The organism is Actinomadura rubrisoli (genome assembly GCF_004349215.1).
GTDB classification, from domain to species: Bacteria; Actinomycetota; Actinomycetes; order Streptosporangiales; family Streptosporangiaceae; genus Spirillospora; species Spirillospora rubrisoli.
This window is the reverse complement of the sequence record NZ_SMKU01000151.1, coordinates 1-22,307: the sequence shown is the minus strand read 5'-3', so window position 1 is coordinate 22,307 and position 22,307 is coordinate 1. Positions and strand designations below refer to the sequence as shown.

Sequence of the window (22,307 nt, the reverse complement as noted above, 5' to 3'; positions counted from 1 at the left end):
CGAGGGGACGGGGGCAGGGAACGGGTGCGCCCGGCCCGGCCTCCTTCCCCTGCGGAGGCGGCCGGGTCGGGCACGTATCGATGTGGCCGGGGCTCAGGCTCCGGCCGTGGGGGGCTCCGGCGTCACCCGGTCCGCGGTCGAGGTTGAACGACCGCCGGCGGGGATCCGGGGGTCACCGCGACCCTCCACAGCGCCCACGCGATCGCGTCGGCGCTGCGGTCGAGCGCGGTGGTGTCGACGTTGGCCGGGTACCGGTCGCACGCCTGGTGGTAGCAGCGGTCGAACGCCTGGTTCGCGGTGCCGCCCCACTTCTGCGCCTGGGCGGCGGTCATCCTCCTCGACGCGCCGCTGGACATGACCGTGGCGGGAATGCCCGCGTCCCGGAAGGAGCCGTCGTCGCTGCAGCACTCGGCCACCTCCTCCATCGGCACCTTGATGGAGTCGAAGTAGCTCTTCAGGTTCGCCGCCAGCGCCGAGTTGAGGCCGGAGACGAAGTAGCCCGGGTTCGGCGAGCCGATCATGTCGAAGTTGAAGTAGCCCTTGATCTTCGCCCGCTCGGCCGCCGGGAGCCTGCTGACGTAGAACCTCGATCCTCTGAGGCCCTGCTCCTCGTCCGTCCACCAGCCGAACCGGATGTGGTTGAGCATGCTGGGCTTGGTCTGGGCGAGCGTCAGGGCGACTTCGAGCAGGGTCGCCGAGCCGCTGCCGTTGTCGTTGATGCCGGGACCCGCCGCGACGCTGTCGAGGTGGGCGCCGAACATGTAGACGTTGCTGTCGTTTCCGCCGGGCCAGTCGGCGATCAGGTTGGGCCCGGCGCCGGCGGTGCACCCGGAGCTGCACGCCTGGCGGGTCACGGTGAACCCGGCGTCCTTCAGCTTCTGCTCCAGATAGGTCACCGAGCCGGTGTAGCCGGCGCTGGTGGAGCGGCGGTTTCCGCCGTTGCTGGTGGCGATGGTCTGCAACTGCTGAAGGTGCGCCTTGACGTTCTCGACGTTGACGTCCGGCGGGGCGGCCTGGCCGGTCCCGGGGGCGGCGCAGGTGGGCTCGCCGGGCTGCGCGCCGAGCTGGACGGCGTCCCAGGCGTCCTTGACCTTGGCGTACCAGGCGCAGGACGGATCGAGGTTCTTGGCCGCGGTCAGCGTCAGCGTCCGGTAGCGGCCGTAGTCGGTGCCGGACGTCTTCAGCATCATCGCGTTGTAGAAGATCTTCGCCGCGTTCAGGGCGCCGATCCCGGTGACCGACGCCGGCCCGCCCTTGCAGATCGGGCTGGCCGGCTTGCCGCCGCCCGGGTTGGAGCCCTCGGCGAGCAGGTAGAACCAGTGGTTGCCCGGCCCCGCCGCCGCGTGCACCTCCATCTCCGGCACCTTGCTGGAGTAGCAGTTCGGGTCGCCGTTGACCTTCGACGGGTCGTACATGTTGCGGATCGGGCCGTCGCCGACCAGGTCGACCATCTCGCCGACGGTGTAGTCGGGCGGGTCGGCCCGGTTGTTCAGGAAGTGCTCGGTGCTCGCGCCCCACAGGTCTCCGACGAACTCCGAGGTGCCGCCGCTGGAGATCCCGCCCGGCGTGAAGGTGTCCAGGGCATGGCCGAACTCGTGGGCCACCACGTCGGTCGCGGTGATCCACTGGTTTTGCTGGTTGTAGCCGAAGGTGGCCTCGCTGCCCGTCCAGTAGGCGTTGATGTCGCCGAGGCCCACTTCCGCCGGGGCCCACTGGCCGTCCCGCAGCCCGGTGCGCCCGAACGACTTGAGCAGGTCCCACTCACCGGCGGCGGCGTACATGACGTCGACGCATCCGGCCTCCTTGCTGGTCTTGTCCGTGCTGCCCCACACGTCGTCCGGACCGGAGAGCACCTGGCCGCCGCTGTAGTCGGCGCACGACAGCCCGGGCCGGTTCGGGTCCCGCATCGTGTACGCGCCGCCCGACTGGGTCGTCCCGATGGTCAGGTCCGAACCCTCCCAGACACCGGTTCCGGTCCCGGCGTGGACGGTCTCCTGCTCGTCGAAGCGCTTGCCGGTGCGTGCGTCGACGTAGACCTTCTTGCGGCTCGGCTGCTTGCCGTCGCGCCCTGAGACGATCGTCTCCCAAGCCAGCCGGGGCTTCGCCAGGGCGTGCACGACGAGACGCGGCTGCGACCGTTTTCCGTCCGGCTTGGTCAGCGCCGCCTGAGCCGTCCCGGCGGCCGACGCCGCGGCGACCCGCGGGGTGGTGCCGACCGCGATCACCTGTTTCTGCGCCACCGAAAGGGTGCGGACGCGGCCGGCCGCGTCGGTGGCCACCACGAAATCGCCGCCGACCACGGGCAGCCCGCGGTAGGCGCGCTCGTAGGCGACGTAGTACTGGTCCCACGGCGTTCCGACGACCTGTGTCCGGATGTATTCGTCGCCGTCGCCGGGACGCAGTTCACCGGCACGGCCGGTGATCAGCCGCTCCGCGGACGCGACCGCCGCGGACTTGGGATCGGGACGGGGCCGCGGAGCGTTCGGAAATGCCTTCGCGGTCAGCGGCGTCATGCCGGTGACCGCGAGCGCCGCGACCACAATGGGCGCCAGCAGATGTCTGCGTTTCACAGCCGCATGCCTCCATGAACACGGGGGGTGAGGCCGCCCTGCGGGGGAACGGGGCGGCGGCCGGCGCGACAACGCACCAACGCGGGACGGCCTGACCCGGGCGCCCTTCTCTTTACGCCCAGGCAGGCTCTGAACAGGGCGGCACAGGGAAACGGGAACTGGGAGTCGTGTGCCGGACCCGGTGGGTAGCTGACGCGCCTTGCGAAGACGAGAGTGACAGCCGGGGAACTCTTGCGGGCCCTCGCAATTCGGCATAGCTTCGCCGCTATGCAGGTTGAATTGCGCCATCTGCGCGTACTCAGCCGGCTCGCCGAGGCCGGCAGCATCACGCGGGCCGCCGCCGGCCTGGGCGTCTCCCAGCCCACGCTCAGCAACCAGCTCCGCCGCATCGAGAACGCCTTCGGCGGCCCGCTGTTCACCCGCGGCCCGAACGGCATCGTGCCCACCGCGCTGGGCCGGCACGTCCTCGCGCGCGCCCGCGGCGTGCTGGCCGACATGGACGACCTGCTCGCCACCACGCGCGACAGCGGCTGCCGGACCGGCATCCGGCTCGGCACCTATCCGAGCATCATGCTCGGCGAGTGGTTACGCCGCCTGGAGTCGGAGCTGCTGCGGCGCACCGTCAGCACCACGCTGGACCATTCCAGCGCCGTGCTCACCCACCTGCTCGCCAACGGCCAGGTCGACGTGGCGTTCATGGGCCGGGTCGCCGACCATCACGCGCCGCCGTGTCCGCCCGGGACGTCCGAGCGCGTCATCACCATCGAGCCGTGCGGCATCGCGCTGCCCTCCGCCCACCCGCTCGCCGGGCGCGGCCGGGTCGAGCTCGCCGACCTCGCCGGCGAGACCTGGATCCCCCCGCAGGGCGGCGACGACGGAGGCAGCGCCATGCTCCGCGCCGTGTGCGAGGCCGCCGGCTTCACCCCGCACTTCCGCTATTCCGACGTGGACGTCAGCAGCATGGTCGGATTCGTCGCCGCCGGGTTCGCCATCGCGCTCGTCACGCCGACCTGGCGGCCCGCCGAGGGGATCACCGTCGTCGCCCTCGCCGGGCACGCCACCGACGTCTACCGCGTCCTGCGATGGCGCACCGCCGGCATGGGCATCAGCGAGATCGACATCCTGCACCGCAGCTTTCACGAGCTGTACGAGCCCATCGTGCGGCGCCATATCGCCGAGCTCCCGTGGCTGGCCGACCACCCGGACGCGCGTCCGCGCAACATCGCCGTCCACGCCGGCTGAGCGGAATACCGCTCCCGCAATGCGCGGCGGCGGCCGCGCATTGCGTGTTCAGTGCGCGGCCTCGTATCGCTCGATCACATTCGCCGGGATGCGGCCGCGGTCGTTGACCTTGATTCCGGCGGACCTCGCCCACTCGCGGATGTCGGCGCTGCGCTCGCGGTTCCCGGCCGCGCGAGTGGCGGACTTGCGCCCCACCGCGCGCGCCTTGCGGGCGCTCTCCTGATACGGCGCGATGACCTTGCGCAGTTTGGCCGCATTCTTCTTGTTCAGGTCGATCTCGTATGCCCGGCCGTCGAGCGAGAAGGCGACGGTCTCCTCCGCCTTCCCGCCATCGAGGTCATCAACCAGGAGAACTTGGACCTTCTGTGCCATGTGCAGTCTTCCTCTCGATCGGTTTCCCGGTTTGAAGAATAGCGCATGGCAGACGGCGGCATTCTTCGACCTGCTATGCGAGCCCGATGACGGCCCCGCGCCCTGGGCCAATCAATCCCCAGTACGCGGCAGTTCCGCGTCCGGTTCGGTCGGGCCGGGTGCGGAAATCCATTAACGCGGCCCGCGGAATGGTCGGGGCCCGCCGATCCCGGTGTGCCGCCGTCCCGGCGGAACACGCCGCGCCGTCTCGCCGCCCGGCGTCCGGCGCTTGCACCGGAGGACGGCCCGGCGCTACCTTGGCCATGTGGACAAGACGATTGGACAAGGCAGTCGCAGCCGCCTGACGAGCGTGGAGCAGGGGGCGGCGACGCGCGCCGTGATCACGGAGGCGGCCGGGGCGCTGATCGCCGAGGTGGGCTGGGGGCAGGTCACCACCCGGGCCATCGCGATGCGGGCCGACGTGCCGCACGGTGCGGTGAGCTACCACTTCCAGGGCAAGGAGGACCTGCTGCGGCAGGCCGCGATCGCCGGGACCAGGCAGGCCCTCGCGCAGCCGCTGGAGGCCGCCCGGCACGCGACCGGCGTCCACGAGGTGCTGGACGGGACGTTCGCCTGGTTCACCGACGGCGGGCTGAACGACCCGACCGTGGTCCTGCTCCTGGAGACCCTCCGGCAGTCCTCGCGCGACCCGCTGCTGCGCGCGCCCATCGCCGAGATGCTGCGCGCGTTCCGGAAGGCGCTGACGGACCTGGCGCGCGCGGACCAGGAGAAGGGCGACCTGGTCGCGGGCGTGTCCCCGAGCGGGACCGCCGCGCTGGTCGCCGGGCTGTTCGACGGCCTGCTGCTGCACCTGCTCCTCGATCCCGAACTCGATCTGCACGACGCGGCCGGCGCCGTGCACACCCTCCTGAGAGGTGGATGATGGGACGGCCTCGCTGGGGCATCATGATGGCCGAGCACCGCCGGCTGGTGATCGTCACCTGGGTGGTGGTGATCATCGCCTGCGGGGTGAGCTTCCCCTTCCTGTTCAAGCAGCTCAAGGCGCCGAACTACGGGGTGAACGGCACCGCGTCCGAGCAGGCGTCCACGCTCGTCCAGCGGCACTTCGCCGGGCAGGGCAACGAGCAGGACGTCATCGTCTTCGACACCGCGCGGGGCCGGATCGCCGACCACCGGGCCGCGATCGGCCGGGTGGTGGCGGCGGCCCGCGCGAGCGAGGGCGTGGTGACCGTCATCGGCCCGTTCGACCCCCAGGCCAAGAGGCAGGTGTCGCCCGACGGGCGCGCCGCGCTGGCCGTCGTCGGCCTCAAGGGGAGCGGCCACGATCTGCCGGGCCGGGCCGAGAAGCTGCAGACCGCGATCGAGGACGCGGGCGCGGACGGGCTGGAGGCCCACCTCACCGGCTACTCCCCCATCACCAACGACCAGACCGCCGTCGAGACCGCCGACGCCGAGCGCGCCGAGTCGGTCGCCCTGCCCATCGCCCTGGCCGTCATGGTCCTGGCGTTCGGCGCCCTCGCCGCCGCCGTGCTGCCGCTGCTGCTGGCGTTGGCGGGGCTGGCCCTCACGTTCGGCGTCATCTACCTGCTGACGTTCGGGTTCACCTTCGACGCGTTCCTGCTGACCATCGTGACGATGATCGGCACCGGGATCGGCATCGACTACGCCATGTTCATCGTCAGCCGCTTCCGCGAGGAACTGGCGCGGCGCGGCGTCACCCGGGACGGCGAGCGCCGGCACGAGGCGATCGTCGAGGCCACCGGGGTCGCCATCGCGACCTCCGGGCGGACGATCCTGTTCTCCGGGATCATCGTCGGGATCTCGGTGTGCTCGCTGTTCATCGTGAACGCCCCGGTGTTCCGCGAGATCTCCACCGGCGTGCTGATCTCGGTCGCCTGCACCCTGGCGGCCGCGCTGACGCTGCTCCCGGCCGTCCTGGCGGCGCTCGGCCCGCGCGTCAACGCCGGGTCCCTGCCCGAGCGCTGGAGGCCCGCCGACCTGCGCTCGGAGGAGAAGGCCGCGAACGGCCCCTGGGCCCGCTGGGCGCACCTCGTCATGCGCCGTCCCGTGGTCTGCGGGGTGCTGGCGGCCGCGATCCTGGCCGTGGCCGCCGTGCCCGTCGCGAGCCTGAAGTACGGCATCGACCTGGGCACCGCCTCGCTGGACGGGCGGCCCTCCGCCAAGGCGCAGCACGTCCTCGAACGCTCCTTCAGCCCCGGCGCCGTGTCCCCGGTCCAGGTGGTGGTGACCGGCAAGGGCGGCGCCCCGCTGGACGCGGCGGGGACGCGGAACGCCTCCAGGCTGGCCCAGCAGATCTCGCAGGACCCCCGGGTCGCCGACGTCGAGGCCGTCCCGGGCGACGGGCGGATGCTGCTCAACGCCGTCCCGAAGGTCCCGATCGACTCCGAGGCCGCCACCGGCCTGATCCGCCACATCCGCCACGACCTCGCGCCGCAGGCCGCGGGCCAGCGCGTGCTGGTCGGCGGGGCCACCGCCACGTTCGTCGACCTGTCGGAGGAGACGACCGCCAAGCTCCCCTACATCATGGCGATGGTGCTCGGGATGTCGCTGCTGTTCCTGCTCCTGGTGTTCCGCAGCATCGCCCTGCCGATCAAGGCCGTCGTGATGAACCTCCTGGTCACCGCGGCGTCACTCGGCATCACGGTCGCGGTCTTCCAATGGGGGCACGGCTCCGGGCTGCTGGGCTTCACCAGCGTCGGCTTCCTCCAGGTCTACCTGCCGGTGACCGTGTTCGTGCTGCTGTTCGGCCTGTCCATGGACTACGAGGTCTTCCTGATCCGGCGCATGAAGGAGGCGTGGGAGCAGGGCCACGACAACGCGTCCGCGGTCGCGGCGGGCCTGGAGCACACCGCCCGCCCCATCTCGGCCGCCGCGGCGATCATGGTCGCGGTGTTCGGCGGCTTCCTCACCGCGGGCATCCTCGAACTGAAGGAGTTCGGGCTGTCGCTGGCGGTCGCCATCGCCCTGGACGCCACGCTCGTCCGGCTCGTCCTCGTCCCGGCCCTGATGCGGCTGTTCGGCGACTGGAACTGGTGGCTGCCGGCGGGCATCGGACGGCGGCTGCCCCGCGCCGGGCAGGAGCGGGCGCGGCCTCCGGCCGGGACCCGCGCCACCGGCTGACGCGGCCCGGCACCGGCACCGGCCCCGACAGCCGTGGACACCATCGCGTCTCAGAAACCCCCTTATGGTCCGGGCATCCGGCGCGCCGGATGCCCGGACCTTCTCCTGAGAGGTCCGGATGCATCCTTCAGACAGGACGGCACGAGGGAAGATCTGCCGCCAGGCCCTGAGCCTGTTCGCCGACCACGGCGCCGACGCCGTGACCCTCCGCCAGGTCGCGGCCGCAGCCGATGTGTCACCGAGCCTGGTCGTCCACCACTTCGGGGGCAAGAAGGGCCTGCGCGAGGCCGTCAACGACTACACCCTCGCCGTCTTAGGGCGGTTCCTCGACGGCCTGTCCGTCGCGCCGGGCGCCGCGGGCGACGACAGAGCGGGCCACTCCATGGTCCACGAGCTGGTCACGGCCCTCCCGGACGGCTCCCCGGTGCTCGCCCAGCTGGCGCGGCTCCTGACCGGCGACGAGGCGGCCGGGCGGCAGATCTTCCGGCGGTGGCACCAGGTCAGGCTCGCCCGGCTGGACGCCATGGTCGGCATGGGACAGGCCCCTCCCCCGTGCAACCGGCCGCTCCGCGCGGCCTGGCTCACCGCCAACGACCTCGCGGTGCTGCTGCTGCGCAACCGGCTCCGCGAGGTCCTCGGCGGCGACCCGCTCGCGCCCGGGAGGTCGGAGCGCTGGACGGAGGAGAGCGCCGTCATGTGCGGCGGGGAGTTCCGCGTCGTCCGGCGCCAGTGCATGTGACCGGCCGGTCGTCCAGGACGGTCGCCGCCGGTCTCACAGGACGCGGAGCACCTCCGTCCGGGGCCGCCGCGGCGAGGACGGGAAGGCCGCGGCGGGATGTCCCAGCCGGGCGACGAAGAACGGGCGCCCGGTCAGGCCGAACCTGGCCCGGAGCTCGCCGCGCAGGTCCTCGTGCTGGAGGACAATGCTGATCGGGTGCAGCGCCAGCCCCTCGCGGGTGGCGCCCAGCCAGTAGTCGGCGAGCGCGCCGCCGGCGCAGAGCAGGTCGGGCGGCGCGGGCTCCTTCACGGCGAGCGTCATCAGGGCGATGGCCGGCGAGGTCCGCACGACCCGGGCGAGCTGCCCGGCGAGGAACCGGGGGTAGCCGGCCAGGCGGAGCACGCCCATGGTGGCCGGCGCGAGCGCCGCGCGCCTCAGCCACCACTGGGCGGCGGGCAGCGGCCCGAACAGGTGGGCGAAGGTGAAGCCGTCACCGCGCGCCGACGCCTCGGCGTCGCTCCAGCGGATGAACGAGTGCGTCTCGCGCCAGGCGTCCCGGTGGGCGAAGTCCCGGCCGCCGTTGCGGGCGACGAAGCCGGCGAACCGTTCGAGGTCCAGGTGCGAGGTCAGGTGCCGGATCAGGACCGGAGTGCCGTCCGCGCCGGGGGCACCGGGGGGCCGCGCGAGGGCGTCGAGCGTCTTCGGGTCGACGTTCTCGGAGGTGTAGGGAGCCCGGTTGGTCCGGCGGCGCCGCGCCAGGTCGCGCAGCTCGCGCACCGATTCGTCCGGCGCCCCGCCCGGCTGGAACTCCGCCACGCACAGAGGCTCCCATGCCGCGGGGAGGTCCAGGCCGCGGAGGGGGGCGCCGGGCCGCAGAGCGCTCTGCCCGCTGACGCGCCACCCCTGGGCGGCCAGGGCGCGCCGGAGAACGCGCCAGTACACGCCGCAGCTGATCAACATCTCGTCCGCGTGGGCGGGCAGGGCACCGAGCCGGCGGTCCCGGTCGAGGGCCAGCAGCACGTACTCCCGCCCCGCCGCGGCGTCCGGGCCGTCCGGCGCGATGGTCTTCGCGGCCGCGCGGCGGGCGCGGACGCCGGGCAGCCAGGCCACGGCCCAGGGCTGGCAGTTGTGCGAGGACGGGCTGAGCCCGGCGACCGCCAGGCCCTCGTCCAGCGCGTCCGCGAAACGGACGCCGGTGATCCGCGCGGCGCCTTGTCCGATCATCGTTCGTCCTCCGTCGTTCACCAGACCAATGCCAGGGCGTAGCCGCCGATCTCGCGCGCCCAGCCGTGCCCCGGCCATGGGGACGCGGCCGCGGCCGAGCGCAGCGCCGGTCCGGGGGACCAGGTGAAGCCGCCGTCCGGCCGCCAGCCGGTGAGCCGGACCTCCCGAACGTCGACGCGCAGGCCGAACCCGAAGTACTTGAGGACGGCCTCCTTGCACGTCCACCGCAGCGGCGGGGGCATGAGGGGCAGCCGGTCGTGCGGGCCGGCCGCCGCCGGACGGTCCACCGAGGAGATCCTGCGGGCGAGCACCGGGGAGATCTCGCGGTGGCGCTCCACGTCGATCCCGACCGGCCGGCAGCCGCAGGCGGCGACGGCGAACCCGGCCGAGTGGGAGATGGCGATCTCGACCGGCGCGTTCACGCGGGGCTTCCCGGCGCGCGGCCCCTCGGGGACGGCGTCGACGCTGATGTCGCGGGTCGGTCCCGTGATCCCCAGGCGGCGGCGCCGGTGGACGCGGACGGCGTGCTTGGCCGCCAGCCGTCCGGCGAGCCACTCCACCCTGCGCTTCGGGAGCCGCAGCGCGGCGGCGTGCTCCCGCTCGCCCGGGGACAGGTGCCGGGAGACGATGCCCGCCAGCCTGCCGGACGGCTGGTCCCGCAGCCAGTCGATCGACACCGTGGCGATCGTCAGCCCCGGACCGGCGTGGGCCAGGTGCAGCGGCCGCGCCGGATCCAGCAGCACCGCCCCGTCCACGCACGTGACCGGGCCCGCCCGCGCGGCAGGGCCCGCCCCGGTGACCGGGCCCGCCCCCGTGACCGGCCGCTCGGTGAGCGCGGTGCTCAACGGACGACGTCGGGCGGGAGGAGGAACGGGTACGGGCGGCGCCGGACCTTGCGGTGCCAGAGCCGGTCCGCCTTCCGCAGCCGCTGGATGACCTCCCACATCCGGGCGTCGCCCTTGTAGTAGGCCGCCGCCTCCTCGGCGGTGATGGGCGGATCGATGCGCGCGTCGGCCTGTTCCAGGAACACCGGGACCAGGTGGCCGAGCCGCTCCTTGTGCAGGTTGCCGAGGAAGTCCAGCACCACTCCCCGGGTCGCGTAGAACTTGTCGAAGATCGACTTGGTCATCGTGATCCGGACGGCGTCGCGCAGCGCCCAGGGCAGCGAGGTGAGGAACAGGCGCACGTCCAGCAGCTCGCGGCCGCGCCCGTCCCGCATCAGCGGGGTGGTGACGTCCAGGTACACGAGGTCGCCGTCGATGTCGCACCAGTTCGACGCCTGGGCGTCGAGCCCCAGGTCGGGTGCCACGGCGCGGTCGACGTCGTCGAGGAAGCGCTTGAAGAAGCCGCGCGCCCACGCCTCGTCCCGCTCGTGCAGCAGCCGCGAGCACAGGCGCCGCCCGGGGAGCTCCTCCTGCACGCAGTACGCCACGATCTCGCCGGACGGCCTCGGGAGCTGCCACAGCCGCGTCTCCGCGACGTTCAGCCCGCTCTCGCCGAGCCGGTGCAGGTAGGAGTCCAGGGTGCGGCGGTAGCGGTCGAGCCGCTGCCGGGACGGGAAGACCGGCAGCCGCTTGCAGGCGAACGCCCCCGATGGCGTGGTGACCCTCAGGACGAGGGTGACCTCGCCGTAGCCGAGGACCTCCAGGGCGCTCTCGTCCGCGCTGGACAGGGCCTTCTGGACCTCGGTCTCCAGGCGGCGGAGATCCTCGTCCGGAACGGTGAACGGCATGGCGGGTCCTCAGCGGTCGCCGGCGGCGGCCTCGCCCGGGCCCTTCCGCGAGGACCGGCGCCGGACCACCAGCCCCACCATGAGGACGAGGGCGAGGGTGATGCCGATCAGACGTCGTGAGCTCATCTGCTCTCTCCTTGTCATGCGCGTGCGGTGGGTCGTGCGCGTGCGGTGGTGTACGTGTGTCAGGCGGCGGTGAGGACGAGGACGGCGTTCTGGCCGCCGAACCCGAACGAGTTGCTGACCGCGACGCCGATCTTGCGCTCCCGCGGCTCCCCGCCGACGACGTCGATGTCGATCCGCGGGTCGAGGCGGTCGAGGTTGGCGGTCGGCGGCACCGTGGAGCGCTCGATCGCCAGGACGGTGAGGACGGCCTCGATCGCCCCGGCCGCGCCGAGCGTGTGCCCGACCGCGCCCTTGGCCGAGGTCACCGCCGGAGTGCCGCCGAACAGGGTCCGGATGGTCTCCGCCTCGACCACGTCGTTCAGCGGCGTCGAGGTGCCGTGGGCGTTGACGTGGTCGACGTCGGCGGGCACCGCGCCGGCCTCCGCCAGGGCGGCGCGTGTCGCGTTCCGGACGGCGGTCCCCTCAGGGTCGGGCGCCGTCATGTGGTGGGCGTCGGCGGAGGCGCCGTATCCGGCGAGCCGGGCGCGCACCCGCGCGCCGCGGGCGCGCGCGTCGTCCTCGCGTTCCAGGACGAGGATCCCGCTGCCCTCCCCGATGACGAAGCCGTCGCGTCCGGAGTCGAAGGGGCGCGAGGCCGCGCCGGGGTCGCCGGTCCGCCGCGACAGGGCGCCCATCTGCGCGAAGCCGGTGACGATCAGCGGGGTGATCGGCGCCTCCGTGCCGCCGGTGACCACCACGTCGCAGTCGCCGTCGCGCAGCAGCCGCATCGCGGTGCCGATCGCGGTGGCGCCGGAGGCGCACGCGGTGGCCGTCACGAGGTTCGGCCCCATCGCGCCGAACTCGATCGCCAGGTGGCCCGCCACCATGTTGGGGACGAGGAGGGGGATCAGCAGCGCCGACACCGCCTGCGGGCCGGCGTTCGCCAGCCGCTCCTGCTGCCGGGCCGCCGAGGTGACGCCGCCGACCCCGTTGCCGATGACGACCCCGACGCGCGCCCCGTCCCAGGCTCCCGGGTCGAGGGCGGAGTCGGCGACCGCCTCGCGCGCGGCCGCGACGGCCAGCTGGACGTACCGGTCGTGCATGAGCGTGCTCCGCCGGCCGACGTGCTCGGACGCGGAGAAGCCCGGCACGGTGCAGGAGATGTCCACGGGAAGGCCGGACAGCCGCGGGTCCTTCGACGCCGCGGACCGTCCCCGGCACACCGCGTCCCAGGTCCCGGCGACGCCGATGCCGGCCGGCGTGACGAGGCCGACACCGGTGACCGCGATCCCGGGGGCGGGCGGTCCCGGGCGCGCGCCGGCCTTCCCGGCCCCGCTCATCCGGCCGGCCTCACTCATCCGGGCCTCCCTGTCCGCGTCCGTCGTCGATCGCCGGCCAGCGCAGCGTCACCGAGCCCCAGGCGAGGCCGCCGCCGAACGCGGTCAGCAGCACCCGGTCCCCGGTGCGCAGGGTGCCGTCGGCGTGGGCCTGGTCCAGCGCCAGCGGGATCGACGCGGCCGCCGTGTTGCCCACGTCGGCGATGTTCGTCACCGCCCGCGCCCGGGGAAGGCCGAGCTCGTCGGCGAGATGGTCGGTGATGCGCTGGTTCGCCTGGTGGCAGACCAGGTGGTCGACGTCCTCCAGGCGCCATCCGGCCCGGTCGACCGCGTTCTGCGCCGACCGCGCCATCTGCTGGACGGCGCGCCAGAAGACCTCCTTGCCGGCCATCGCGAAGTAGTACTGCCCGGGAGCGGGCTCGGCGCCGGACAGGCGCTGCCGCGACCCGCCCGCCGGGACGGTGATCAGGTCCGCGCCGCCGCCGTCGCTGCCGAGGTCGAACGGCCCGAGCTCACCCGGCTCGCCGGCGCTCCCGGCGCGCAGCACGACCGCTCCGGCGCCGTCCCCGAAGATGACCGACGTCGACCGGTCCGCGGGATCGAGGATGCTGGAGAACACGTCCGCGCCGATCACCAGCACGCGCCGCGCGATCCCCGCGGCGATCAGCCCGGCCCCGGTGGCGAGCGCGTAGACGAAGCCGCTGCACACGGCCGCGACGTCGAAGGCCGCCACGCCCGGCAGGCCGAGCCGGGTCGCCACGTCGGGCGCCGTCGCGGGGCACGGGCGGTCGGGCGTCGTCGTGGCCAGCACCACCGCGTCGGCATCGCAGCCGCCCGCCGATTTCAGCGCGCGCCCGCCGGCCTCCACCGCCAGGTCCGACACCGCCATGCCCTCGGACGCGAAGTGGCGCCGCCGGATCCCGGTGCGCCGGCGGATCCAGGCGTCGGAGCTGTCGAGCCGTGCGGCCAGTTCCTCATTGGGCACCGCGCGCGGCGGCAGCCAACCGCCGATGCCTGTGACGACCGCGGCCACCATCGAGCACCTCCTGCCCTTTCGCCGGTCGCTGCGAACGGGTCCACCTTGGGCGGAGCCGCTGACCGCGCCGCTGACGAGCCGCTGACGGGCCCGTCCGCCGATCGCCGGCCGGGCCGCCGGTCGGGCGGCCCGGGGTGCGGGCACCCCGAAAGGCCGCGGCGGCCGGCCCCCGGGATGGGAAGGCGGCCGCCGCGGCGGTCCTGCGGCTCATCTCGCCGCTCGGCGGCGGCTCATACCGCGGCCTTGTACTCGCGGCGCCCCGCCAGGATCGCGTGGAGCGATTCGAGCGCCCGGTCCTGGGAGAGGATCTCCCCGTACAGCCGCTGGAGCTGCCGGCCCGGCTGCACGCCGAGCTCCTCGTCCAGCCGCCGGCGGGTCTCGTGGAACCGCTCCAGCGCCTCCGCCTGCCGTCCCGCGCGGTAGAGCGCGAACATCAGCAGCTCGCACAGGCGCTCGCGCGTCGGGTGCGTCGCGACCAGCCGCTGCAGCTCGGCGACGGCCTGCCGCTCGTCGCCGAGGAACAGCCGGGCGCTCACCAGGTCCTCCCAGGCGCTCAGGCGCCGCTCCTCCAGCAGCGCCGCCGCGCCCCGGCAGCGCTGCCCGGTGCGGGTGTCCAGCAGCGCTGGACCGTGCCAGAGGGCCAAGCCGGACTGAAGGAGCTCCAGGGCCCGCTCGGGGGCCGAGGACAGGACGGCGGACGCGCGGGCCGTCAGGTTGAGGAAGCGGTTGCCGTCGACGCGCTCGCGCGGAACGTCGAGGACATACCCGTTGTAGACGGCGCGCAGGAGGAGCGGCGGGCGGGACCGTCCCGCGGACCGGCCGAACATCCTCCTGATACGGGTCGCGTGCGCTTGGAGGGCGTTGCGAGGATTGCCCAGGAGTTCGCCGGGCCACAGCTCCTCGGTCAGCTCGTCGTGTGAGACCGTGCGTCCGGCCTCAAGTGCGAGAGTGGCGATCATGGCGCGAACCTTCGCGGCGCGCAGTTCCGTGCGGTTGCCATGGACGACGACGGAAACGGTGCCGAGAAGATCGATCCGGACTCCGTTCCCCTGGTTTTCATCGGCCGGTACTGTCGGTCTCTGCCACAAGCTGTCTACAGCCATTTCTACCCTTGACATCGACGGGGCGGTCGCTTCGCCGTTATTGCCGACCGCGTTCGGGCTCTGTCGCTCTGGTTTGTGAGCGTCCCCCATTAAGCCGAACAGTCGTTCAGTGGCAGTCTTACAGAGTCGATCCGCAAGCCGCCATCCACAGGGCGACCATTCCTGGTCTCCACATCCCGTCCAGTGCGGGCGGCGGCTCTCATCCTTTCATTGAGTCGATCACGGCCGCGCTCAACGCAAGGACGAGACGGCTCCGGACCCGACCTGGACCGATGGCGGGGACCCCGGGCGCGCGGGAGGCGGCGTTTCCATCGCGCGATGGGGTCCCCGTGGACGGTCGGGCGCGTCAGACGGCGGAATAGGCGGGATCCAGCCGGTCCCCGGAGAACTCCGCCGTCACCGTGGCCATCGTCTCGAAGGTGCGGACGAGGCCCTGGAAGGCGGGCGTTCCCATATCCCGTTCGAAATCGGCCGCACCGGTCACCTGGATGATCTCGAAGTAATGCGCGGCCGCATGCGCACTGCCCGAAATCCGCTGCACGGAGAACGCGATCACGCTGGGCAGTTCCGGACACGTCCGGTAGTCGACTTCCCGCACCCACGATTCGAACGCGGCCGGGTCGGTGCCGGGGCGCAGCCGGATGAGATGGACGATGATCTGCATTTCCTGGCCTTTCAGCTACGGGGGGCGGGCCGCCTGCGGCCGAGCCCCAGGGCGCGTGCGACGTTGTTCTTCTGGATCTCGTTCGTGCCGGAGAAGATGCGCGCCGGAAGGGCGTCGCGCAGCAGCGCCGCGGCCCCGCCCTCCAGGACCCCGGCGGCGCCGCGCAGCTGGACGGCGTCCAGGCCGATCCGCACCGCCGCCTCGCTCACCGCGATCTTGGCCAGCGCGGGGGCGATCTCGTCGTCGTCGCCGCGCGACAGCCCCCGGGCGGCCTTGTAGAGCATCAGCCGCGCGCTCTCCAGCCGCAGGAGCATGTCGACGACGCGGTGGCTGACGGCCTGGAAGCCGCCGATCGCCGTCCCGAACTGCTCGCGCTCGCCGGCGAAGGCGATCGTGTCGTCCACGACGCGTTTCATCACCCCGAGGTAGACGCCGAACAGGCACGTCCGCTCCCATTTCATCGACGAGGTGAACACGCTCGCCCCCGCGCCCTCGCCGCCGAGGACGCAGTCGGCGGGCACCGCGCAGTCGTCGAAGTAGACATCGGCCGTGGGAGACCCGCGCAGGCCGGTCTTGTCATAGGGACGGCCCACGCGCAGGCCCGGCGTCCCGGCCTCCACCACGAAGGCCGTCAGCCCGAAGAACCCGCCCCCCGCGCGGGTGGCGGCCTGGACGATGAACACGTCGGCGACGGGCGCGTTGGTGGTGAAGCACTTGCCGCCGTTGAGGACGTAGTGGTCGTCCCGGTGCTCGGCGCGGGTCCGCAGGTTCATCGCGTCGGACCCCGCCTCGGGCTCGGTGATGCCGTGGGCGGCGATGCGCTCCCCCGAGCACAGCCCCGGCAGCCAGCGCTCCTTCTGGCCGTCCGTGCCGAACTCCACGATGGGCATCAGGCAGGCGAACAGGTGCGCCGCGACCGAGAAGGCGAAGCCGGTGTCGGCGCAGCCCTCGCCGAACGCCTCCATGAGCGCGGCCGCCGCGACGGCGTCGAGGCCGCTGCCCCCGTACTTGTCCGGGACGGTGCCGCCGGTCAGGCCCTGCTCGCCCGCGAGCCGCCACCTGCGGCGGAACTCGCCGGGGTCGAAGCCGCCGGAACCGGCGAGGTCGCGGCGGGCGAAGGCGAGCACCATCTCGCGCATCGCCTCGGTCTCCGGGGAGAGGTGAGTGTTCGTCGCGTCCATCGCGTTCGTCGCGTTCATCGCGCTCCGTCCTGGCGCTCCTCGGCCGGATGCTCTTCGAGGAGGACGTGGTAGTTGATCCCGCCGGTGCCGAAGGAGCTGACGCCCGCCCGGCGCGGCCGGCCCGGAACGGCGGGCCACGGCACCGGCTCGGTCGGCAGCCGCGCGGGGATGTCGTCCAGGGCGAGCTCCGGGCCCGGCGTCCCGAGGTTCGCGTTCGGGGGGAAGGTCCGCGCCCGGATGCTCAGCAGCGCGCGCAGCAGCCCGGCGCCGCCGGCCGCCGCGAAGGTGTGGCCGAACTGCGACTTCGCCGTCCCGATCATCAGGGGGCGGTGCCGTCCGGGCTTGGCGTAGACCTGGGCGGTGGCGGTGGTCTCCACCTGGTCGCCGACGCGGGTGCCGGTCCCGTGGGCCTCCAGGTAGTCCACGGCGGCCGGGTCGAACTCGACCTGGCCGAACGCCTGCTGCATCGCCCTGACCTGCCCGTCCACGTCCGGGGCGATCAGCGACCTGGCGTCGTTGGACCCGCCGGCGCCGCGCAGCAGCCCGAAGACCGGGTCGCCGTCGGCGCGGGCGTCGGACAGGCGCTTGAGCAGGAACAGGGCGCAGCCGTCGCCGGGGCTGAACCCGTCGGCGGCCTCGTCGAACGGGGTGATCCTGGTGCGCGACAGCAGCCCGAGGGCCGAGCAGAGCACCATGTCGCGCGGGTTGCAGGCCAGCTCGACACCCCCGGCGATCGCGTAGTCGGCCCCGCCGGACCGCAGGGCGCCGATCGCGGCGTCCAGCGCCGCCAGCGAGGACGCGCAGGCCGCCTCCACCGCGACGGGCACGGCGGCCAGCCGGTACTCGTTGGCGACCAGGGCGGCCACCCCGCCGGCGAGGGCCCCGTCCAGGTCCGCCGGTGACAGCGGCCCGGCGCGGGCCCCGTAGCCGCGCCGCGCCTCGTCCAGGATCCGTGCCCTGTCCGGTCCGGGCAGGTCCGCCAGGACGTCCAGCTCGGCGGCCGCCGCTTCGAGCTCGGCGGCCGATCGCCCGGCGTCGAGCCGCCGGTCCGTCCCCAGGCTGAGGTTGCTCCCGATCGCCACCAGCCCGGGGCGCCCGGCGAGCGAGTGCCGCCGCCCGTGCCTGCCGAGGGTCTCCTGCGCCACCGCCAGGACGACGCGCTGGGCGGCGTCCATCGCCGCGTACCGGCGCGGCGTGATGGGCAGCCCGGCGGGCGGGCCGTCCGGGACCCGGACGGGGGCGCCCAGCTCGGTGTAGGTGTGGGTGAGGCTGATCCCGTCGGGGGCGAAGTAGAGCTCGCGGTCCAAGACCGATCCGGGCAAGGGGCCGATGCGGTCCTCGCCCGAGCGGACGGTCCGCCAGAAGGCGTCGGCGTCGGCGCACCCGGCGAAGCGTCCCCCGAAGCCGACGACGGCTATCGCCTCCGGACGGGACACGACCTGCGCGGTACCGTCCTGCTCGATGCCGTCCTGCGCCGTGCCGTCCTGCGCGGGCGCCTGCGCGCCGAGGGCCGCCGGCCTGCGGGAATCGTGCTCCTCCAGGATCAGATGGCAGAGCGTCCCGGCCAGCGAGGCGCCGGAGACGGCCACGCGCCGGGGCGCGTCGCCGGGACCGGCGGCCCAGCGCTCGGCGGAGCGCGCGAACCGGAACGCCGTGCCGACCAGGCCGGCCTCGGAGAGGTCGGGCCCCGGACGGTGCGGCGGCAGTCCGCGGTGGTAGAGGGCCAAGGCGGCCTTGCTGACACTGGCGAGACCGGCGTTGGCGAAGGTGTTGCCCAGCCGGTCACCCGCGCAGCCCAGGACCACCGAACCGCGAGGCACGTCCCCGAACAGCCGCCCGAGCCCGCCGACCGCGGCCTCCGCGACCGCCGCGACACCGCCCCCGGAGAACTCGACGTACTGGACGGACCCGGGGGCCACCCCGCCCGCCTCGTGGCAGGCCAGGGCGACCCGGTGCCGCTCCTCCGCCGACGTCGAGTAGCGCAGCACGCCCGGGCGCGCGTCGTGCGCCAGCCGGCTCTCGCGGATCGAGGCGTAGACGCGGTCGCCGTCCCGCACGGCCGAGGACCGCCGCTTGAGCAGCAGCGCCCCGACCCCCTCGCCGAGGACGAAGCCCGCCTCGCCCAGCGCATCGCACGGCCCGCCTGACGGCCCGCCGGGCACCATGCCCAGGCCCTTCGCGGCGAGGGCGTCCGCGAGGAGCGGGCTCTCGCGGCGCTGGCCGGCCAGCACCAGCACCGCGTCGCAGACATGGCCCCGCAGGGCGTTGACCGCGTGCTCCAGCGCGACGAAGGACGTCGCGTCGGCGGACTCGACCGCCATCGTCCGGCCGCGCAGCCGGAACGCGCCGGCGATCCGGGCCGGGATCGTGCTCGCCATCTCCCCGACCCGGTCGTGCGGCGCGGCGCCCAGCCGCTTCACCAGCCGGGCGCGCAGGTCCCGGGCGGCCCGCCGGGCGTGCGGGCGGACGTGCCCGCCGGGGTCGCCGGCCATGGCCCGGCCGAGCTCGCGCGCGTACCGGGCGCCCTCCACGCGCAGCGCGTTGGCGTACTGCCGGTCGAGGCCGAAGCAGGTCCCCACGATGACGTCGGTGCGGTCGGTGGCCAGCGGGCGCCCGGCGTACCCGGCGTCCGTCAGGCACTGCCGCGCCGCCTCCAGCATGAGGACCTGCATCCGCGTCATCGAGCGCCGCTGCGCCGGGGGGATCCCGAACCGCGCCACGTCGACCTCCAGGTCCGCGAGCGCGCACGCCCCCGGCGAGAGGGCCCGCGCCCGGGTCTCGCGCAGCAGCCCCCAATAGCCGTCGGCTCCCCGCGCTCCGGGATAGAGGCCGGCGATCCCCACGATGGCGATGGGTTCCCGGGCGGTGCGGGCGGCGCCCGGGGTCGGGTCCGGCTCTGGATTCGTCACGCGGCGGCTCCCGTGGGTCTTCGGACGGAGGGGACGCGGGTCGGGCCGTCACGCCGGCGCGGGATCCTCCGCAGCCGACCCGTTCGGCAGGGCGGGCCCGGCGTCGATGGCGCCTTCGAGGACATCGGCGGGGGCATCGCCGTGGCCGGGCACGCCGGCCTCCTTCCTGAGCTGGTCGCGCATCACCACGTACTTGGCGTTCAGTTCGTCGGCGGCGACCAAGCGGTTCACCCCGCGCCCGGTGACCCGGGGCTCGATGCGGCTGACGACGTTCATGTCCTGCACCTCCTGGACGCGCTTCTGCGCGAACAGGGCCAGCCTCGGCAGGACGCGCCGCAGTCCCGGGGCGCGCAGGATCCGCGCGAGGTGCCGGTCCTCGTACCAGCGGAACAGCACCTGGGTGCGGCCCTCGTCGATCGGGGTCATCCAGATGGTGACGTCGAAAGGCTCGGTGTGGATGTGCACCATCCCCGGGAAGGTGAACGTCACCGCCAATGACGCGGAGTTCGTCGGGTCCCCCTCCTCCACCAGGCGGAAGAAGTGCCGCAGCGTCGTCCCGTCGACCTCCAGGCGGCTGTCGACGAGCTTGGTCATGGCGAGGTAGCGGCGCCGGCCGTCGAAGCCGAGCTTGCGGGCGGTACCGCTCCAGCCGACGTAGTCCAGCACGTTGAACCAGTGGTCCCGGTGGACGACGGGGACGTGGTAGAAGTCGAGCAGGCTCTCGATGTAGCGCGTGTAGTGGACGGGCTGCTGCCAGGCGCTCGTCGCGTGGACGTCGTCGCGGCCGCCGACCTCGGGCGGCACCCGTACCTCGGGGAGGACGGCCCGGTCCTCTCCCCACCACACCCAGATCAGGCCGTTCCGCTCGCGGACGTGGTAGTTCTCGATCCGCATCGACCTGGGGAGGCGGCCGCCGGTGCCCAGGCACGGCGCGAGGCGGCACGTCCCGTCCGTCCCGAACCGGAAGTCGTGGTAGGGGCAGCCGATCGTGTCGCCGCGGAGCCTGCCGTCGGCCAGATTGGCGCCCTTGTGCGGGCACCGCGCCGACTGGCAGATAAGCCGCCCGGAGGTGTCGCGCCAGAAGACCATCTCCAGGCCCATGCGCTTCGCCCCGGTCGGCCGCGCGGTCCCGACGTCCTGCGACCGCAGGACGGCATACCACTGGTTGGGGATCACCGGTTCGCTCCTTTCGTCGGTCCTCGGGTTCGTCGGTCCTCGGGTTCGTCAGTCCTCGACGACCTCGACCACGCCGCGGTCGCCGTCCACCATGACCATGTCGCCGGTCTTGACCGTCTGTGTCGCGTGCTTGGTGTTGACGACGGACGGGACGTGGAACTCCCGGGACACGATCGAGCTGTGCGAGAGCATCGAGCCGATGTCGGTGACGACGGCCCCGGCGATGGCGAACAGCGGCGTCCACGACGCGTCGGTGAACCGGGTCACCAGGATCTCCCCGACCTGGAACTCGTCGGCCTGCCAGACGAGGTCCTCGATGATGCGGGCCCGGCCCACGACCCGGCCGGGGCTCGCGCCGAGGCCCTCCAGCCGGACCCCGTCCGGGACCGGCCGGACCGACCGGGTGACGTCCCACTCGCCGACGAAGCTGAGCGGCGGCTCGGGCAGCCGGGCGTAGGACTGGAACGTCCGCCGGGCCTCCTCGATCGCGGCGCGGGAGAAGACCTCGCGCGCGTCGTCGGTGCCCTCCAGGTAGCGCAGCACGTCCGCGAAGTCCAGGTCGGCGACCTCGTCGAGGGACCGCAGGACCCCGGCGGCGACGAGGCGGCGGCCGACCTCGTAGACGACCGTCCGCACCAGCCAGATCGAGGTGATCATCGACATGCGGGTGGTCTCGCGGAGCCGGCTGCACGTCTCGTACAGGGAGATGACCTTCCCGATGAGGCGGCGCTTGGGCAGCGGCAGCCGTGCCAGCGCGCGCGCCGCCTCGTCCTCGCGCGGATCGGCCGGGCGGTCGAGGATCTCGTCGATGGAGAAGCCGTCCTCGGCGTAGCGGCGGATCATCTGGAAGACGTAGGAGGGGTCGTCGATCCAGCGCGGGTGGGTGAGCTCCATCTCCTGGCGGCCGCGGGTGCCGTTCTCGCGCAGGAACGGCTCCATGTGCGCGTCCCAGAAGGCCCGCCCCTCCTCGTCGGCGCGGAGCCCGGCGGGGACGTCCGCCGGGGACCCCGATCGGATGATCTCCATGACGCGGGGCCGCCGCCGGGCCGCCTGCGCCAGCAGCCAGAGCTCGCGCGCGGACTCCACCGTCCGCAGGCTGGACATGTCGGTCTTGATCCGGTTCCGCAGGCTGTCGCCCTCCTGGCCGAGCCACGCGCCGGACAGCGCCTCCAGCAGGCCGTAGAACCCGAACGCGTTCATGTAGTACGGCATGTAGCCGACGTGCATGTCGTGGAAGTACGCCAGGCGGCGCGCGAGCTCGTCGCGCAGCTCCCAGCGCTCGAACCGGGTCAGGTCCAGGCGCCGGGCCCGGTCGAACTCGTAGAACCGCGACTTGACCATCCGGTCGGCGCGCTTCTTCATGTTCCTCATCTCGGCGATGGTGCTGCGCAGCCAGAAGGCGGTGGTGCGCAGCTCGCCGACGCCGCCGGGCCACGTGCCGAAGGGGTTGCGGTAGGCGGCCAGGTCCACCTCCTCGCTGACGAACCGCTTGGTGAACCGGCTCTGGTCCCGGGTGGGGAGGCACTGCCCCAGCAGGTAGGCCGTGTAGGAGATGTTCAGGTAGACGTGCCCCTGGAAGTAGCCCATGTGCAGCGACAGGTCGCCGGGGTCGCGCACCCCGGTCGACACGGCGCAGCCGCGGTGGACGTTGTGCTGGTAGTACTGGGCGAACGACTGGCCCAGCGGCGACATGCCGCCGGTGAAGATCTCGCCGATGTCCATCCGCGACCACAGCGTGCCCTTCTGGACGGCGTCCGCCTGCTCCTCCAGATAGGGGCTCGTCCGGGGCCGGGGGGC

17 protein-coding genes are annotated in these 22,307 nt (G+C 73.4%); 4 read left to right on the top strand and 13 right to left on the bottom strand.

The features are described 5' to 3' along the window. Positions 1 to 122 precede the first annotated feature (122 nt). Positions 123 to 2,570: a M28 family peptidase gene (locus E1298_RS25680; protein ID WP_207944839.1), complete on the bottom strand. Its 2,448-nt coding sequence runs from the start codon at positions 2,568 to 2,570 to the stop codon at positions 123 to 125. Positions 2,571 to 2,837: 267 nt separating this feature from the next. Here E1298_RS25680 and E1298_RS25675 point away from each other — a divergent pair, with 267 nt between their 5' ends. Continuing rightward, on the top strand, positions 2,838 to 3,812 hold the full coding sequence (locus E1298_RS25675) for a LysR family transcriptional regulator (protein WP_131897563.1): 975 nt from the start codon (positions 2,838 to 2,840) through the stop codon (positions 3,810 to 3,812). Positions 3,813 to 3,860: 48 nt separating this feature from the next. Here the strand turns inward: E1298_RS25675 and E1298_RS25670 are convergent, their stop codons facing one another. Then, positions 3,861 to 4,184, bottom strand: coding sequence for a histone-like nucleoid-structuring protein Lsr2 (locus E1298_RS25670; RefSeq protein WP_131897561.1), 324 nt, complete (start codon positions 4,182 to 4,184; stop codon positions 3,861 to 3,863). Between the two features lie 304 nt (positions 4,185 to 4,488). On the opposite strand from E1298_RS25670, the gene E1298_RS25665 reads away from it, so the two are divergent. The 3 genes from E1298_RS25665 (at position 4,489) to E1298_RS25655 (ending at position 8,064) form a co-directional block, all read left to right on the top strand. Continuing rightward, on the top strand, positions 4,489 to 5,106 hold the full coding sequence (locus E1298_RS25665) for a TetR/AcrR family transcriptional regulator (protein WP_131897559.1): 618 nt from the start codon (positions 4,489 to 4,491) through the stop codon (positions 5,104 to 5,106). Next, a complete protein-coding gene (locus tag E1298_RS25660; protein WP_207944838.1) occupies positions 5,103 to 7,325 on the top strand; it encodes an MMPL family transporter in 2,223 nt (740 codons plus the stop codon). Before E1298_RS25665 ends, E1298_RS25660 begins: the two co-directional genes overlap by 4 nt. Positions 7,326 to 7,443: 118 nt before the next feature. Continuing rightward, the gene (locus E1298_RS25655; protein ID WP_131897557.1) at positions 7,444 to 8,064 is read left to right on the top strand and encodes a TetR/AcrR family transcriptional regulator; all 621 of its coding nucleotides are present in this window, start codon (positions 7,444 to 7,446) and stop codon (positions 8,062 to 8,064) included. Between the two features lie 33 nt (positions 8,065 to 8,097). Here E1298_RS25655 and E1298_RS48380 read toward each other — a convergent pair whose 3' ends face one another. The 11 genes from E1298_RS48380 to E1298_RS25600 form a co-directional block, all read right to left on the bottom strand. Beyond that, entirely contained in the window at positions 8,098 to 9,267 is a 1,170-nt protein-coding gene (locus tag E1298_RS48380; RefSeq protein WP_165975659.1) for a nitroreductase family protein, read from the bottom strand. Positions 9,268 to 9,284: 17 nt separating this feature from the next. After that, positions 9,285 to 10,112, bottom strand: a complete 828-nt coding sequence (locus tag E1298_RS25645) for a 4'-phosphopantetheinyl transferase family protein (RefSeq protein WP_207944837.1) — start codon at positions 10,110 to 10,112, stop codon at positions 9,285 to 9,287. Further along, positions 10,109 to 10,999 (bottom strand): DUF6206 family protein, encoded by an 891-nt coding sequence (locus tag E1298_RS25640; protein WP_131897555.1) that lies wholly within the window; start codon positions 10,997 to 10,999, stop codon positions 10,109 to 10,111. The genes E1298_RS25645 and E1298_RS25640 overlap by 4 nt, the downstream gene beginning before the upstream one ends. 185 nt (positions 11,000 to 11,184) lie before the next feature. Next, positions 11,185 to 12,462: a beta-ketoacyl-[acyl-carrier-protein] synthase family protein gene (locus E1298_RS25635; protein ID WP_243725797.1), complete on the bottom strand. Its 1,278-nt coding sequence runs from the start codon at positions 12,460 to 12,462 to the stop codon at positions 11,185 to 11,187. Next, positions 12,455 to 13,477 (bottom strand): beta-ketoacyl-ACP synthase III, encoded by a 1,023-nt coding sequence (locus tag E1298_RS25630; RefSeq protein WP_131897554.1) that lies wholly within the window; start codon positions 13,475 to 13,477, stop codon positions 12,455 to 12,457. Before E1298_RS25630 ends, E1298_RS25635 begins: the two co-directional genes overlap by 8 nt. A 230-nt stretch (positions 13,478 to 13,707) precedes the next feature. After that, the gene (locus tag E1298_RS25625) at positions 13,708 to 14,436 is read right to left on the bottom strand and encodes an AfsR/SARP family transcriptional regulator (RefSeq protein ID WP_131897552.1); all 729 of its coding nucleotides are present in this window, start codon (positions 14,434 to 14,436) and stop codon (positions 13,708 to 13,710) included. A gap of 490 nt (positions 14,437 to 14,926) precedes the next feature. Next, entirely contained in the window at positions 14,927 to 15,244 is a 318-nt protein-coding gene (locus E1298_RS25620) for a RedY protein (protein ID WP_131897550.1), read from the bottom strand. 11 nt (positions 15,245 to 15,255) lie between these two features. After that, positions 15,256 to 16,443 (bottom strand): L-prolyl-[peptidyl-carrier protein] dehydrogenase, encoded by a 1,188-nt coding sequence (redW, locus tag E1298_RS25615; RefSeq protein WP_207944836.1) that lies wholly within the window; start codon positions 16,441 to 16,443, stop codon positions 15,256 to 15,258. Beyond that, positions 16,440 to 19,334 (bottom strand): beta-ketoacyl [acyl carrier protein] synthase domain-containing protein, encoded by a 2,895-nt coding sequence (locus E1298_RS25610; protein WP_131897549.1) that lies wholly within the window; start codon positions 19,332 to 19,334, stop codon positions 16,440 to 16,442. The genes redW and E1298_RS25610 overlap by 4 nt, the downstream gene beginning before the upstream one ends. Positions 19,335 to 19,382: 48 nt before the next feature. Continuing rightward, positions 19,383 to 20,510, bottom strand: coding sequence for an aromatic ring-hydroxylating oxygenase subunit alpha (locus E1298_RS25605; protein WP_131897547.1), 1,128 nt, complete (start codon positions 20,508 to 20,510; stop codon positions 19,383 to 19,385). 48 nt (positions 20,511 to 20,558) lie between these two features. Then, positions 20,559 to 22,307, bottom strand: a 1,749-nt coding sequence (locus E1298_RS25600; RefSeq protein ID WP_207944835.1) for a PEP-utilizing enzyme, incomplete at its 5' end; no start/stop codon positions are given.